This is a genomic window from Rhodocista pekingensis, from assembly GCF_042665545.1.
Taxonomy (GTDB): Bacteria; Pseudomonadota; Alphaproteobacteria; order Azospirillales; family Azospirillaceae; genus Rhodocista; species Rhodocista pekingensis.
This window is the reverse complement of record NZ_JBHTCM010000010.1, coordinates 437,481-451,226: the sequence shown is the minus strand read 5'-3', so window position 1 is coordinate 451,226 and position 13,746 is coordinate 437,481. Positions and strand designations below refer to the sequence as shown.

Below are 13,746 nucleotides of genomic sequence, written 5' to 3'. Positions count from 1 at the left end.
GCTCCTGCCTTCTACCGCCTACCCTCCCTTCCGCGCTGGCCGGGGACAGAAATGGCCAGCAGCACAATCCCTGCGGTTCCCGTCCGGTACAGGAACACAAGACCCTTTGGAGGCAACCATGAATTACGAGGCCTTCTTCCGCCAGCAGCTCGACGGACTGCGCCAGGAAGGCCGGTACCGCGTCTTCGCCGATCTCGAACGGCAGGCGGGCCGCTTCCCGAGGGCCAAGTTCTACAAGGATGGTGACTGCCGCGAAGTCACGGTCTGGTGCTCCAACGACTATCTGGGCATGGGACAGCATCCGGATGTGCTGGCCGCGATGCACGCGGCGCTGGACGAGTGCGGGGCCGGGGCCGGCGGCACCCGCAACATCTCCGGCACCAACCACTATCATGTGCTGCTGGAAGAAGAGCTGGCCGACCTGCACGGCAAGGAAGGGGCGCTGCTCTTCACCTCCGGCTATGTCTCCAACTGGGCGGCGCTGGGCACGCTGGCGTCGCAGATCCCGGGCTGCGTGGTGCTGTCGGACGAGGGCAACCACGCCTCCATGATCGAGGGCATCCGGCACAGCCGGGCGCAGCGCCACATCTTCAAGCACAACGACGTCGAGGACCTGGACCGCAAGCTGTCCATGCTGCCGGCGGACGTGCCGAAGCTGGTCGCCTTCGAGTCGGTCTACTCCATGGACGGTGACATCGCCCCGATCGCGGAAATCTGCGACGTGGCCGACAAGCACGGCGCCATGACCTACCTGGACGAGGTCCATGCGGTGGGCATGTACGGTGCCCGCGGCGGCGGCATCGCCGAGCGTGACGGGGTGGCGCACCGGCTGACCGTGATCGAGGGCACGCTGGGCAAGGCCTTCGGTGTCGTCGGCGGCTACATCACGGGCTCCAACGCCCTGTGCGACTTCGTCCGCAGCTTCGCCTCGGGCTTCATCTTCACGACGGCGCTGCCGCCGTCGGTCGCCGCCGGCGCCGTGGCCAGCATCCGGCACCTGAAGACCAGCACGGTCGAACGGGAACGCCACCAGGAGCGCGTGGCGACGTTCCGCCGCCGCCTGGACATCGCCGGCATCCCGCACATGCGCAATCCCAGCCACATCGTGCCGGTGATGGTGGGCAACGCGGTCTGCTGCAAGCTGATCTCCGACCGTCTGATGGACCAGTACGGGATCTATGTTCAGCCGATCAATTACCCGACCGTGCCGCGCAAGACCGAGCGTCTGCGCATCACGCCGTCCCCGATGCACACCGATGCGGACATCGACGCGCTGGTCGGCGCCTTGTCCGACATCTGGGGCGAGGTCGGCCTGCTGCGCACGCAGGCGGCCGTGGCCTGACCGGTCAGGGAAGGATACCCGGCGCCCTTGTGGCGCCGGGCAGGAAAAAGGGCCCGCGGCATCGCCGACGGGCCCTTTCTCTTGCTCCCTTGGTTCCCCCTCTCTGGCCCCCTTGGAGACGGCTTCCGGAGGGCATCCGGAAGCCCGCCGGGCGGGGCTGAAGGCCCCCGGCGGGGAGACTCTGGCCCCCAGCGGGGGCAGCGGAGAGAGAGGTGGGGGGCTTCCGACGGGGGCGGGTGCCCCTGCGTCTGATCTTCCGGGCAGGCCAGGGCCGGCCCGGGCGGCGGAGCAGGCGCCCCGCCGCGTCCTGAGTCCGCCTTACTGGGAGAACTGCTTCAGGTAGGCGACCACGTCCTTGCGCTCCTCCTCGTTCGGGAGCTTGAAGACCATCTTCGTGGACCCCTTGGCCTGTTCGGCATGGCCAGCGTCGGCCAGGAACTTCCGCAGGAAGGCGTTCGGGTCCGGCAGATAGGCGATGATGTTCTCGGGCGTCCAGTGCAGCCCGGCCTCGCCGGCGGCGTGATTGATGGCCGAGTAGTTGAAGCCGGGAGCCGTGCCGGCCTGGCGGCCGATGACACCCGTCAGGGCCGGGCCGACCAGGTTCTTGGCATCGGGGCCGACGCGGTGGCAGGCCATGCACTTCTTGAACACGGCCTCGCCCTTCACCGGGTCCCCGTCCTGCGCCAGCGCCGGGGCGGCGCCAAGGACGGTTCCAGCGAGAATCGCGGCGGCGACGAAAGCTTTCATGATCAGTTCCTCCTTCTGTGCGGCCCCTTCGATGGCCCCGGGCGGGGCCTTGGGACGTGACGTCGGTCGTGACGGCAGAGAACTCGCGCGTCCGACCCTACGGTCAAGGGGGCCGGCGGGTTGGCCGCTTAGGGTCAGGTTGCTCCCGGAATCTGGCGGACCGATGTCCCCCTGACGCCGGCAGAGTGGCTTTGTATCCCGAGGAGACAACGCCGGAAAGACGCCGCGGTGCCGCGGCACCTGGACTCGTTCCAAATTGTCGCGCCGGCGTCAAGGTCGCCTTGGTCGCAGCGGATCGGTCGGGGAGTTTTCCGGGACGCCCGGGCAGACGCCGTGGGCGCGCCGTCACCTCTTCCGCGGTGCCGGTGTCCGGGTGGCCGGTGTCGGGGGGGGCGTGTCCGCGGGGGGAGGGGAGGGGAGCTGCCCGCCGGACGCCGCCCCCGGCCAGACGCGCCGCCCGTACCCGCACGGCTGGCGGACACCGCCGTCAGATGCCGGAGAGATCTGCCGGCCCGGTATGCAGGCCTCGGGTGTGCGGACATAAGAAAAGGGCCGCCTCCTTGCGGGGGCGGCCCTTCTCAGTACCGGTCAGCTTACTGCTGCGGCGGGGTCTGTTCCGCCGGCGCCGGCTGCGGAGCCGGAGCCTTCGCCGGGACCACACCAGCTTCCCGATCCAGTTCCGGATGGGCAGCCAGCAGGCTGGCGTTGCCGTACAGGGGCTTGTTCACACCCTGGTGGCAGGTCGTGCAGTTGACCTTCGGCGCATCGCCGAGGGGGCCGAGACGGTTCTTGGGGAACGTCGACTGCAGCGGGTTCAGGTAGGCGTCGTTCAGGTCACGGACCAGTCGGATGCCGTACCAGGCCGTCGCGCGCTGCGGCGGGCTCTGGTCCCACTGAGCGAAGGAGCGGCTGTTGTGGCAGAAGGTGCAGTTCACGCCCATGGATTCCGAGAGATGGAACATGAGGGCGTAAGTCGCCTCCGTCTGCTTGATGTCCGCCTTGTTGTCCGTCGGCAGGGCCGCCGTGCTGATCACGCGGATCGAGTTCTTCTCGCCACCCTGGAAGAAGGTGGTGAAAGGATCGACCGGCAGCGCGGCGTAACCGACGGCGGGAGCCGCCTCGTTCTGGCCGGCCGTGTAGCCAGCCATACCCGGGGTGTGCTTCCGGCCGGGATCCGTGAACCAGATGCCGGCGGGAACCGGCTGGCCACGGTGGCAGGTGTAGCAGGTCACGCCGGTCTGAGCGACGTGGCTCTCCCACTTGGTGTTGATGTGGCGGGTCATCTCGATCATCCGCCGGGACACCACCTTCGTGTAGAGGGTGTCGGCGGCGAGATCCTCGCCTTCAACGTGGCAGTAGGCGCAACCCTGCTCGGGCGACACCCACTCGGTGATGGCGGACATCAACCGCAGGAACTGGGCGTCAGGCAGATCGCCAAGAACGGTGACGTTCTTGTAGATCTCACCGGCCAGCGGACCCGACGAGTCGACCGCTTCGATCGGCGCCGGAACCTTGTTGGCGGCAACCTTGACAGCCTCGGTGCGCGGGTTCGTGACCTGCTGTTGGGCAAGGCCGCGATACCCGGTCTGCGCGACGTCAACCGGCGGACGCTCGAAGGTGAACAGCAGGCCGATGCAGTAGACGACTACGACGGCGATTGCGATGCGGAACGTCATGCTCATGGCAGGACCCCCTGCAGCAAGGCCGGGTCAGTCAGCGCGGGGTACACGGCCGGGTAGGCCGGGGCCACGCCGTGCTTCACGGCCCAGAGATACCAGTTATCGACCACGGTGCCGGTGAGGAGGATGCCGATACCACCCGTCAGCGGGCAGAGGACGGCAAACCACCAGGCCCAGCGGTGGATCGACTCGGCCGTGGCATTGAAGCCCATGCACCAGCGCCAGAAGAGGGCGCCGCGTTCAAAGGCCGTGCCGCGGTCGACGATCTGCTCGACCTCACGCTCGGCGCCGAACCGGCTGGTGGCGAGAACGGTGGCACCGTGCATCGCGAACAGCAGGGTCGAGCCGTAGAGGAAGGCGATCGAGAGGGCGTGGAACGGGTTGTAGAAGAGGTTGCCGTACCGGATCGAGAAGGCCGCGGTCCAGTCCAGGTGCGGGAAGATGCCGAAGGGCACCGCCTCGCTCCAGCTCCCCATCAGGAGCGGCCGGATGAAGCCGAGAACCAGATACAGCCAGATCGCCGCCGCGAAGGCCCAGGCGGTGTGCGTGCCCAGACCGAGCATGCGCGCGCGCCGGTAGGTGCGGACCCACCACAGCAGGATCGACAGGGTCAGGAAGAACCCGGCCATCAGCCACCAGCCACCCTCGGAGAGCGGCGGGATGGTCAGGCCGTACTTGGCCGGAGGCGGCTCAAGCGCCAGCCAGAAGAGCTGGCGGACGAACTCGATGGGGTCCCAGTTGACCGAGGCCCACATGTTCAGGCCGATGATCTCGATGGCGACGACGCCAAAGATGATCGAGAGCCACCCCAGGAAACCGATATAGACGGGCCCGATCTGGCTGTCGCCGATCTTGCCCATCAGGTAGGAGAACCGCGGCTTCAGCGTCCGGACCCAGGACCCGCGCGGAAGGGGAACCCCCTCATACGCCGGCCCATGGACCTGAACCTGGGTGAAGATGTTCTGATATTCTGCCATGACAGCCTCCTCACTTCGGCCAGATCGGCAGGTTCAGCCACCAGCTCCACCATTCCGGCCACCCGCGGGTCCAGAACGGTCCGCTGATGACGATGCAGACGGCGCTCCAGAACGCGGCCGACAGGGCCAGGAAGAGACCGATGCGGTGGATGCCGAGCGTACCGACGGAGTAGCCGATAGTGTCTCGGTAGAAGGTGTTCTCGTGCTCGGACGTCTTGATCGTGTCCTCGTCCGGGCCGACGTTCACGGCGGAGAGGACCAGCGCCCCGTGCAGGGACAGCGCGAATGTCGTCGCAAAGAAGAACGACACCGCGATCATGTGAGCCGGATTGTAATGGAAGTGCAGGTACTGGTAACCGACGTTCGACACCCAGTCCAAATGGCTGAAGATGCCGTAGGGGAAACCATGACCCCAGGCACCCATCAGGACAGGACGGATGACGACCAGCGTGAAATACGCGAAAACCGCGACGCTGTAGGCCACCGGCACGTGCAGCCCCATACCGAGCTTGCGCGAGATTTCCACCTGCCGCAGGGCCCACGAGACGAAGGCACCCAAGGCACAGATGGAGATGAGCTGCCAGAGCCCACCCTCCTTCAACGGCGCAAGCGCCAGGCCGTACTTGATATCCGGCGGCGCGATATTAATTTGCCAGATGTTCCAGGTCGGTCCCAGAGCGGCGCCGTAAATGATCAGCGCGGTCCCCAGGAAGGTGAAGAAGATTGTCGTGACCCCGAAGAAGCCAACGTAAAACGGCCCCACCCAGAAGTCGAACAAATCTCCCCCGATGAGCGTCCCTCCGCGGACGCGGTATTTCTTTTCGAAGCTGAGCATGGCCATCGTCGGATCCCCCGTCAGGCGGCCCGTAGGGAAAGGCGTTGAAGAGTACCGCCGGCGACGGACGGGGCGGGAGCTTCCGCTCCCGCCCGCCACCGGCGATATCCGGCGTACTGGCCGTCAGTTCAGCGGCGAGTACTGCGCAACGGCAGCGCGCGTAGCGCTGGCGCCTTCCAGCCAGTTGAAGCGGTCCGTGCTCAGCAGGATGAAGTGAATCAGGACCGCGAGGCCGAACAGGAAGGTGGCCAGAGCCACGAGAGTCCTGCGCGGATCGAAAAGAAGCCACAACCGCCACATAGTATCCTCCTTAGGCGATGAAGTTCGTGACGGTGCCGAGGGCGAGCTTCACGCCATCGACGAGCTCAGCGTACCCCTGCGGGCCCGGGATCCAAGGACGCCAGGACCAGACGAGGAAGTGCGCGATGATCGCGACCACGGTGAAGATGATGAAGCCGGTGACGAAGAGGTTGTGAAACTCCTTCGCTTCCTGCTCCGTCAAGCCCGACAATGAGGTATTTTCAGGCATTGGTTACCTCCTGATAAATGGCCGTTAGGCCGCTACCACGCGTTGCCACGTGGCCTTCACCGCAGCAGACAGCGCTGCGGCTTCTCTTCACGCCCGGCGCGGATGCGCAGCAGGCGTAGCTCGTGCGATGCGCCCTGTGGGCAGCCGCGGTCGCGCGGCCGGCATCCAGGGAAGGGGACATCGTAATCATGCGGCGCGTCCCTCCGTGACGAGGGTGCGGGTGACCGAGAAGCGGGCCGCGGTGACCCGGTCCTCCCCCGCCTTGCGCGCCTCGCGCTCCGCCGCATCGCGCAGCCGCTTGGCGGCCGAGATGCGGACGAGCACGGGTTGGGATTCCACGGCGGCATCCAGGGCCGCCTTGGCTGCATCGTCCCACGGCAGTTCCGCGTGCAGACGGGAAGGCGTCGCCTCTACCCGGTCCAGATCGGTCGCCAGCGGGAGGATGTGGAAAAGGGCGTCGAACAGCGCGTTGCAGACTTCCTGCACGAGGAAGGTCGCCCCGGCGTAGCCCATGAAGGGCGTGCCGGTGTGCCGTCGGATCAGAGCGCCGGGGAACGAGGCGGGGATGAAGATGGCCCGGGAGCCGATCTCCGCCAGGTACATGCGCTCATTGTAGCTGCCGAACAGCACAAGCGGGGTCTTCTCGTGGATCGCCTGCCGGACCGCGTCGTTGTCGGGCTTCAGCCCCGGCCGCCGCGAGAAGGCGAAGGTGCAGGGAAGCCCCATCTCCTCCTCAAGGAAGTGCCGGATGCCGCGGGCATGCGTCTCGTTGGCGACGATGCCGAAGCTCGCCGTGCCGAAGAAGTCCTGCGTCACCGACCGCCAGAGATCCCAGAGCGGCTTGATGGTCGTGTGCTTTTCCTTCTCGATGAACGGCTCGGGGTCCAGCCCCAGCAGTCCGCCGAGCGTGCGCAGGAACTTCGTCGTCGAATGCAGCCCGATGGGCGCTTGCAGGTAGGGCTTGTCCAGCGCCTCGCAGAGCAGGCGGCCGAACTCGCGGTACATGCAGATGTTCACATCGGCATCGACCAGCCGCGGCACGTCCGACAGGTGCGTGCCCAGCGGGAACACCATGTTGATCTCGGCCCCGATGCCCTCCACCAGCCGGCGGATCTCGGCGAGATCCGACCAGGTGTTGAAGTAGCCGTAGATGGGCCCGATGATGTTCACCCGCGGCTTGTCGCCTTCCTTGCGCGGCCGCGGCTTCGGCATGACGCCACGCTTGGCGCCATACTCCGTCCACAGCCAGTACATCGCCCGGTTGGCGCTCTGCCACTGGTCCTCGTCGATGGTGCGCGGCAGGAAGCGCTGGATGCCGGTGCCTTCCGGGGTCACGCCGCCGCCGATCATCTCGGCGATGGAACCGGTGACGACCACGCTCGGCAGGGCCGGGTCCAGGGTCCGGTGCGCCCGCTTCATCGCCTTCTCGGTCCCGTGCTGGCCGAGTTCCTCCTCGGCCAGACCGGTCACGACGATCGGCAGTTCGTGCGGGGGCAGGGCATCGGTGTAGTGCAGCACCGAGGTCACCGGCAGGTTTTCGCAACCCACGGGTCCGTCGATGATGACCTGAAGCCCCTTGATCGCCGTGAAGACGTAGACGGAGCCCCAGTAGCCGCCGGCGCGGTCCAGATCCTGGATCAGCATGGCGCGTCCTCCGCGACCGAAGCCTTCTCCTTCGCCGCCTTGGCGAACTGAGCGAGGTTCTTCTTGCGGAACTCGGGGCGGTCGTGCGGCACGTCCTCCCAGACACCGGCGGCGAAGCCGGTGCCCACACCCTCGAAGAACTCCCGCATCGTGTCGAAGCGGGCCTTGTTCCCGAGTGCTGCGTTGATGACCTGGGCCAGCGAACCGGCCCCGGCCGGACCCATCAGCGGGCGGGCAGAGATCAGGTTCGTGAAGTAGAGGGCCGGGATCGCCATCTCCTTCGCCTTCTGCACCACCGGGGTGGTGCCGATGGCGAGGTCCGGCCGGACCTCCTTCATGGCGGCGATGTCCTGCTCCAGCGAAGCGCGGTACTGCACATGCACGCCGCGCTCCACCAGCCACTCGCGGTCCGCGTCGGACCAGCGGGTGCGCGGGCAGGCGGTGCCGACATAGGGCACTTCGGCCCCGCTCTCGATCAGCAGGCGCGCGACCAGCAGCTCCGAGCCCTCGTAGCCCGACAGCGTGATGCGGCCCTTGATCGGCATCTTCGACAGGGCACCCCGGATCGCCGGCAGGAACCGGTTCTTCGCGGCGGCAACCAGATCGTCGGAAACGTTGCAGGCCTTGCCGATGGCCTCCAGCCAGGCAGCGGTGCCGTCATGGCCCACCGGGGCGGAGCCCACGATGGCGCGACCGGCCGCTTCGAACTCCCGGTAGGAGGCCGTGTAGAAGGGATGGATCGCCGCCACCGCCGCGCAGTCCAGCGCGGCATACAGCTCGCGCCATTCGCGGGTCGGGACGACCGGACCGGCGGCCAGGCCCAGCGGCTCCAGCATCATGCCGATGCCGACCGGATCGGCGGGGAACATCTCCCCGACCAGGGTGACCGTCGGCCGCTCGCTGCGGCCCTGACGCGGCGCCTGCACCGGACCCTGCTCGGCTTCCAGCCGGGCATAGTTCAGCATGGCACCGGCCAGCACGTCCTTCGCCTCCGCATGGGTCGGCACGCCGAAGCCCGGCACGTCGATCCCGATGATGCGGACGCCGTTGATCTCCTTCGGCAGGAGCCGCAGCGGCACACCCGAGGCGGTGGGGACGCAGAGGTTGGTGATGACGACCGCGTCATACTTCTCCGGGTCGGCCAGCTTGTAGACAGCCTCGCGGATGTCCTCGAACAGCTTGCCGGTGACCAGCGTCTCGGAGCTGAAGGGCACGTAGCCCACCGAGCGCTTGGCGCCGTAGAAGTGCGACGTGAAGGTCAGGCCGTAGACGCAGCAGGCGGAACCGGACAGCACCGTCGCGGTGCGGCGCATGCGCAGACCGACTCGCAGGGACCCGAAGGCCGGGCACATGCTCTGCGGCTGATCATGCGGGCCCTGCGGATAATCTTCCGCATAGCGCTGCATCACATCGCCGAGGCCGGCCTTGGCAGCGGCCTCGCGCATCCCAATCTTGTTGTGGCAGCCAAGCCCGTCGCCAGCGGCGTCGAGCGTGGGAGCACAGCCGCCGGCCGAGGACCCTGCCGGCACAGGGTCGGCCAGGGCCGCCGCGCCGACGGGGTCGTACACGACCTCCGTCGTCGTCTTGGCGGCTTGCGCCGTATCCGTGTCGTACTTGTCCATGGTCTCTTGCTCGGTCTCTGCTCAGCGGCTTCAGACGTTGTCGTAGATTACTTCAAGCGACGGCTTAGAAACTGCGGTGCTTCCGCACATGTCCTCCATCGTCGCAGGCTCAAGAACCACATGGCGGCCCACGCTCTCGCCCTTGAACAGGCCAAGAAGCCCGTCCTGGGAGAGGGGGGAGGGGCGACGCGGGGGAGCGTCCGCGACGTTTCGCGCCAGCTCCTCGAACATCGGCCCCCACTGGGCGCCAGGCCTTGCGACGATCTCGTAATTCGCACTCTTGCGCCGGATATCCTCGTTCGCCGGGATCGAGGCGAGGACGGGAATGCCCGCCGCCTCGGCGAAGGCCGCCGCTTCCCCGGTACCGTCATCCTTGTTGATGACCATACCGGCGACGCCCACATTGCCACCCAGTTTGCGGAAATATTCGACAGCGGAGCAGACGTTGTTGGCGACGTAGAGAGACTGAAGGTCGTTCGATCCGACGACGATCACCTTCTGGCACATGTCCCGGGCGATCGGCAGGCCGAAGCCGCCGCACACGACGTCACCCAGGAAGTCCAGAAGGACGAAGTCGAACCCCCAGTCATGGAACCCCAGCTTCTCCAGCGTCTCGAAGCCGTGGATGATGCCCCGCCCGCCGCAGCCGCGGCCGACTTCCGGCCCGCCCAGCTCCATGGCGAAGACGCCATCCCGCTTGAAACACACATCACCGATTTCGACCTGTTCACCCGCAAGCTTCTTGCGGGTGGACGTTTCGATGATTGTAGGACAGGCCTTGCCACCGAATAAAAGCGACGTGGTGTCGCTCTTGGGGTCGCAGCCGATGAGCAGGACCTTCTTGCCCTGCTGCGCCATCATGTAGCTCAGGTTGGCGAGCGTGAAGCTCTTGCCGATACCGCCCTTGCCATAGATGGCGATGATCTGGGTCTTCTTGGTCGCAGGCTCGGTGTGAACCGGATCGGGCTCAACCTCAGCCTCCGCCCGCAGGCGGTCGCGCAGCGCCTCAACCGCCGGCTTGGCGGCAGGCGCGGTCTCCGTCGCGCGCAGCACAGCAGTCATCACTAACCCCTCCAATCCAGGATCATTTTCAGGCAGGCCGGATCTCCGAACGCCGTCCGGTAGGCAGCGTCCGCGTCCTTGGCTTCTTGCCTGTGGGTAATGAGGCCGTCGAGAGACAGCCGCCCGGAGTCGATGAGGTCCTTGACCGCCACCAGGTCCGGGTCACGCCATTCCGCTGCGACCCTGAAGCGCGCTTCGCGCATGAAGGCCGGCGGAAAGGTGAAGGAGAGGGGTTCGCTGTAGAACCCGGCGAGAACGATCTCCCCGCCACGGGCGAGGCGCCCGACCAGGGTATCCAGCAGCTTCGAATCCCCGCTGACATCATAGATCGCCTGATAGTCGCGGCGCTCGTCCGTGGCAGGATCGACGACGGTGTAGCCCTCGGCGCCGCCGCGGCGGGTGGGGTTGGTCTCCCACACCACCGGCGCACCGCCGGCCTCCACCGCCAGCCGCGCCAGCAGCCGGCCGAGCACACCGTGGCCGATGATCAGGTCCGGCCGGCCGCCGCCCACCACCGCGTGGTACGCGGTGGCCGCCAGCGCCAGCAGCACGGCCTGTTCGCCCAGCCGCTCATCCACCGGAATGACGCGGGCACCGGGCACGACGACCCGGGACGCCGCCCCGCCGAACAATCCCCGCACCTCGCCATAGCAGCGGGCGCCGGGAACGAAGACCATGTCGCCGATCTGCCGCCCCGCGGTCCGGCCGGCCGACACGACGCGGCCGACGGACTCGTACCCGGGCACCAGCGGATAGCCCATCCCCGGGAAGGGGGGCATCCGGCCTTGCCAGAGCAGTCTTTCCGTGCCCGTGCTGATCCCGCTCCAGAGGATGTCGACGGTCACGTCGTCATCCGTCTGGGGTGCGAGTTCGAGCTGGCGCAACGACAGGCGCTCCGGCTCTTCCAGCACTACCGCGAGGGTGTTCATAGGGGGCGCCAACCAAGCGAGACGGTGGGTCCGATTTGATGAATGTCAGTCTAGCTTGACAGGTTCTAATGTCAAGGCAGGCTTACTACTCAGCCGGTGCGACCAAGACGCGCGACCAGCACGCTCGCCACCAAAGGCGTGGAGGTCCTGGCCATTTCGATGTGCGCGAAGCCGGCCTGACGCAGCAGCGCCTCCAGTTCGGCCGGCGTGCGCGGCCGTCCGCTGCCCATCGCCATCAGGTACAGGCCGAAATAGGCGTCGCCCACGGGCTCGGCCCCGGCGGTGCCGGACATCGGCTCGGCGATCAGCAGCGTGCCGTCGGGGCCCAGCGCCTCGGCGATGGCCCGGAAGAGGGCCAGCACCGTGGCGTCGTCATGGTCGTGGACGATGCGGACCAGGGTGACGAGGTCGGCGCCCGTCGGCAGCGGATCGCTGCGGAAACTGCCGCCGACCACGGTCGCCCGCGCCGACAGCCCGGCGGCGGCGAAGCGCTCGCGCGCCTGCTCGGCCACGGCGGGCAGATCGAACAGCATCAGCTTCAGGTCGGGGGCGCGCTGGGCCACCTGCATCAGGAAGGTGCCGTTGCCGCCGCCGATGTCCAGGATGCAGCGGTGCCGGCGCACCGGATAGGCGCCCAGCACCTCCGCCGCGACCATCGGCTGCGAGGCGGCCATCAGCGCCGTATAGGCGGTGACGGTGCCACGATCCAGGCCGGCGGGCTGCTCGGCCGCCGCATAGGGCCAGAAACCGCCGAGTCCCGTCCGCGTCCGCCCGGCCTTCAGCAGGGCCACCGGATCGGCCAGATCGGCGTACAGCAGGCCGTGATGCTCCACCATGGCGGCCAGCCCGTCATTGCCCAGCATGGCGGCGCCCAGCGGGCCCAGCCCGTAGCGGCCGCCGCTGCGCGCCTCGGCCAGACGCAGCGCCGCCGCGGCGCGCAGCAGCGTCGTCGTCGAGTCGAGCGGCAGGTCCAGACGGGGGGCCAGCGCCTCCGGCGTCTGCGGCCCCTCGGCCAGGATGTCGAACAGCTTCAGCCGCACGCAGGCCAGAAGCACCTGCGAATAGACGAATCCGGCGCAGAGATCGAACAGCGCACGGGCACGGCGCCGCGCGACCGGGCGGGTGAGGGGAAAGCGCGCCGCCCAGTGGCGGAACCGCGGGCTGGCGACCAGCCGGTCGCGCACCGAAAGCAGCCGGTCCAGCAGGGCAGCCCCCGTGCCGGGAGCGTCCACGGGATGATCCGCTGATGCCATGTCGTTCTCTCCGTCCGCCTGCGCGGGCCTTCGGCCGCCACGCGGGTCTCCGGCAAATCAGTCCGCCCCCGGTCCCGGGGACGGGGGGCGGCAGGGAAGGACCCGCCCGCGGGACCGGGGCGCCGTCGCGGGCGCCTCACCGGCCGGCGGGCGGGGGGCCGGCATCCTTTCAGGCGGCGGCGCGCGCCAGATCCTTGGGCAGGAAGCGGCGGGACTCCATCCGGATCAGGGCCTGCAACTCGGCCTGGCCGGGGCAGGCGGGGATCGAGTCGATGGCGGATTCGGCCAGCTCGTCCAGGCGCTTCAGGCTGCCGGCGATGCCCAGCTCGCGCACGGCGCTGCTGCGGCCCAGGGCGGCGTCGCGCCCCACCGGCTTGCCGATCTCCTCCGGGTCGGCGGCCACGTCGCGCAGGTCGTCGGCGACCTGATAGGCCTCGCCCAGGCGTTCGCCCAGGAAGCGCCACGGAGTCGGATCGGCGCCCGCCGCGGCGGCACCGGCCATCGTCGCCCCGGCGAACAGGGCGCCGGTCTTGGCGCGGTGGTATTCGGACAGGTCGGCCTGCGGTTCGCACTCCCAGGCCTGGCCGGCGATGATGCCGGACGGCACGCCGACGGAGCGGCTGACCACCCCCATCAGCGGAATCAGCCGGTCCGGGCGCTGTGCCGCTGCGCGCGCCAGCAGATCGAAGGCGAGCACGATCAGTCCGTCACCCGCCAGAACGGCGAGCGGCTCCCCGAACGCCTTGTGGACCGACGGCTTGGACCGTCGGATGCTGGCATCGTCGAAGCAGGGCAGGTCGTCATGGACCAGCGAGGCGCAGTGCAGCAGCTCGATGGAGGCGGCGGCGGCGTCGGTCAGTTCCGGCGCGTCGTCGCCGCAGGCGCGGGCGACGGCCACGCACAGGCGGGGGCGCAGACGGTGCCCGCCCGGGAAGACTGAATATCGCATCGCCTCGGCGAGTCGCGGGGGCGTCCCCGGGACCTCGGTCCCTTTGATTGCCGATTCAAGCGCCAGTTCGATGCGTGCCATCACGTCCATTCCGATCCTCCAGACCGTATCGGACAGTGACCGCCTAGTGTAAACAAGCGTTGTCACGCCCGTATGTCAGGTGATATTGACAGTCCCT

Annotated in this window: 13 protein-coding genes; 1 reads left to right on the top strand and 12 read right to left on the bottom strand. The window is 68.0% G+C overall.

Features of this window, described 5'->3' with window-relative positions; translation table 11 throughout:
• The first annotated feature begins 118 nt into the window (after positions 1 to 118).
• Complete coding sequence (gene hemA, locus ACFQPS_RS10390; RefSeq protein ID WP_377358727.1) at positions 119 to 1,342, top strand: 5-aminolevulinate synthase; 1,224 nt, start codon at positions 119 to 121, stop codon at positions 1,340 to 1,342.
• Between the two features lie 318 nt (positions 1,343 to 1,660).
• Here hemA and ACFQPS_RS10385 read toward each other — a convergent pair whose 3' ends face one another.
• The 12 genes from ACFQPS_RS10385 to ACFQPS_RS10330 form a co-directional block, all read right to left on the bottom strand.
• Positions 1,661 to 2,089 (bottom strand): c-type cytochrome, encoded by a 429-nt coding sequence (locus ACFQPS_RS10385; RefSeq protein ID WP_377358725.1) that lies wholly within the window; start codon positions 2,087 to 2,089, stop codon positions 1,661 to 1,663.
• A gap of 593 nt (positions 2,090 to 2,682) precedes the next feature.
• Positions 2,683 to 3,771 carry a photosynthetic reaction center cytochrome PufC gene (gene pufC / locus ACFQPS_RS10380; RefSeq protein WP_377358724.1) on the bottom strand — a complete coding sequence of 363 codons (1,089 nt, stop codon included), beginning with the start codon at positions 3,769 to 3,771 and terminating at the stop codon, positions 2,683 to 2,685.
• The gene (pufM, locus tag ACFQPS_RS10375; protein WP_377358722.1) at positions 3,768 to 4,745 is read right to left on the bottom strand and encodes a photosynthetic reaction center subunit M; all 978 of its coding nucleotides are present in this window, start codon (positions 4,743 to 4,745) and stop codon (positions 3,768 to 3,770) included. The genes pufC and pufM overlap by 4 nt, the downstream gene beginning before the upstream one ends.
• Before the next feature lie 10 nt (positions 4,746 to 4,755).
• Positions 4,756 to 5,586, bottom strand: a complete 831-nt coding sequence (pufL, locus tag ACFQPS_RS10370; protein ID WP_377358720.1) for a photosynthetic reaction center subunit L — start codon at positions 5,584 to 5,586, stop codon at positions 4,756 to 4,758.
• 117 nt (positions 5,587 to 5,703) lie between these two features.
• Entirely contained in the window at positions 5,704 to 5,880 is a 177-nt protein-coding gene (pufA, locus tag ACFQPS_RS10365; RefSeq protein WP_012567272.1) for a light-harvesting antenna LH1, alpha subunit, read from the bottom strand.
• 10 nt (positions 5,881 to 5,890) lie between these two features.
• Entirely contained in the window at positions 5,891 to 6,109 is a 219-nt protein-coding gene (gene pufB / locus ACFQPS_RS10360) for a light-harvesting antenna LH1, beta subunit (protein ID WP_377358717.1), read from the bottom strand.
• A gap of 186 nt (positions 6,110 to 6,295) precedes the next feature.
• The gene (gene bchZ, locus ACFQPS_RS10355; RefSeq protein WP_012567270.1) at positions 6,296 to 7,753 is read right to left on the bottom strand and encodes a chlorophyllide a reductase subunit Z; all 1,458 of its coding nucleotides are present in this window, start codon (positions 7,751 to 7,753) and stop codon (positions 6,296 to 6,298) included.
• The gene (bchY, locus tag ACFQPS_RS10350; RefSeq protein ID WP_377358715.1) at positions 7,747 to 9,375 is read right to left on the bottom strand and encodes a chlorophyllide a reductase subunit Y; all 1,629 of its coding nucleotides are present in this window, start codon (positions 9,373 to 9,375) and stop codon (positions 7,747 to 7,749) included. Before bchY ends, bchZ begins: the two co-directional genes overlap by 7 nt.
• A 30-nt stretch (positions 9,376 to 9,405) precedes the next feature.
• Entirely contained in the window at positions 9,406 to 10,437 is a 1,032-nt protein-coding gene (locus tag ACFQPS_RS10345; protein ID WP_377358714.1) for a chlorophyllide a reductase iron protein subunit X, read from the bottom strand.
• A 2-nt stretch (positions 10,438 to 10,439) separates the two neighbouring features.
• Complete coding sequence (bchC, locus tag ACFQPS_RS10340; RefSeq protein ID WP_377358712.1) at positions 10,440 to 11,366, bottom strand: chlorophyll synthesis pathway protein BchC; 927 nt, start codon at positions 11,364 to 11,366, stop codon at positions 10,440 to 10,442.
• A gap of 89 nt (positions 11,367 to 11,455) precedes the next feature.
• Positions 11,456 to 12,619, bottom strand: a complete 1,164-nt coding sequence (locus ACFQPS_RS10335; RefSeq protein ID WP_377358711.1) for a methyltransferase — start codon at positions 12,617 to 12,619, stop codon at positions 11,456 to 11,458.
• 169 nt (positions 12,620 to 12,788) lie between these two features.
• Positions 12,789 to 13,649: a polyprenyl synthetase family protein gene (locus tag ACFQPS_RS10330; RefSeq protein ID WP_417715200.1), complete on the bottom strand. Its 861-nt coding sequence runs from the start codon at positions 13,647 to 13,649 to the stop codon at positions 12,789 to 12,791.
• Between the last annotated feature and the right edge of the window lie 97 nt (positions 13,650 to 13,746).

Excerpts from the sequence above, each read along its gene's own strand:
- ACFQPS_RS10330 (WP_417715200.1), bottom strand. The coding sequence starts at position 13,649 with ATGGCACGCATCGAACTGGCGCTTGAATCGGCAATCAAAGGGACCGAG.
- pufM (WP_377358722.1), bottom strand. The coding sequence starts at position 4,745 with ATGGCAGAATATCAGAACATCTTCACCCAGGTTCAGGTCCATGGGCCG.
- hemA (WP_377358727.1), top strand. The coding sequence starts at position 119 with ATGAATTACGAGGCCTTCTTCCGCCAGCAGCTCGACGGACTGCGCCAG.
- pufB (WP_377358717.1), bottom strand. The coding sequence starts at position 6,109 with ATGCCTGAAAATACCTCATTGTCGGGCTTGACGGAGCAGGAAGCGAAG.
- bchY (WP_377358715.1), bottom strand. The coding sequence starts at position 9,375 with ATGGACAAGTACGACACGGATACGGCGCAAGCCGCCAAGACGACGACG.
- bchC (WP_377358712.1), bottom strand. The coding sequence starts at position 11,366 with ATGAACACCCTCGCGGTAGTGCTGGAAGAGCCGGAGCGCCTGTCGTTG.
- ACFQPS_RS10385 (WP_377358725.1), bottom strand. The coding sequence starts at position 2,089 with ATGAAAGCTTTCGTCGCCGCCGCGATTCTCGCTGGAACCGTCCTTGGC.
- pufC (WP_377358724.1), bottom strand. The coding sequence starts at position 3,771 with ATGAGCATGACGTTCCGCATCGCAATCGCCGTCGTAGTCGTCTACTGC.
- pufL (WP_377358720.1), bottom strand. The coding sequence starts at position 5,586 with ATGGCCATGCTCAGCTTCGAAAAGAAATACCGCGTCCGCGGAGGGACG.
- pufA (WP_012567272.1), bottom strand. The coding sequence starts at position 5,880 with ATGTGGCGGTTGTGGCTTCTTTTCGATCCGCGCAGGACTCTCGTGGCT.
- bchZ (WP_012567270.1), bottom strand. The coding sequence starts at position 7,753 with ATGCTGATCCAGGATCTGGACCGCGCCGGCGGCTACTGGGGCTCCGTC.
- ACFQPS_RS10335 (WP_377358711.1), bottom strand. The coding sequence starts at position 12,619 with ATGGCATCAGCGGATCATCCCGTGGACGCTCCCGGCACGGGGGCTGCC.
- ACFQPS_RS10345 (WP_377358714.1), bottom strand. The coding sequence starts at position 10,437 with ATGACTGCTGTGCTGCGCGCGACGGAGACCGCGCCTGCCGCCAAGCCG.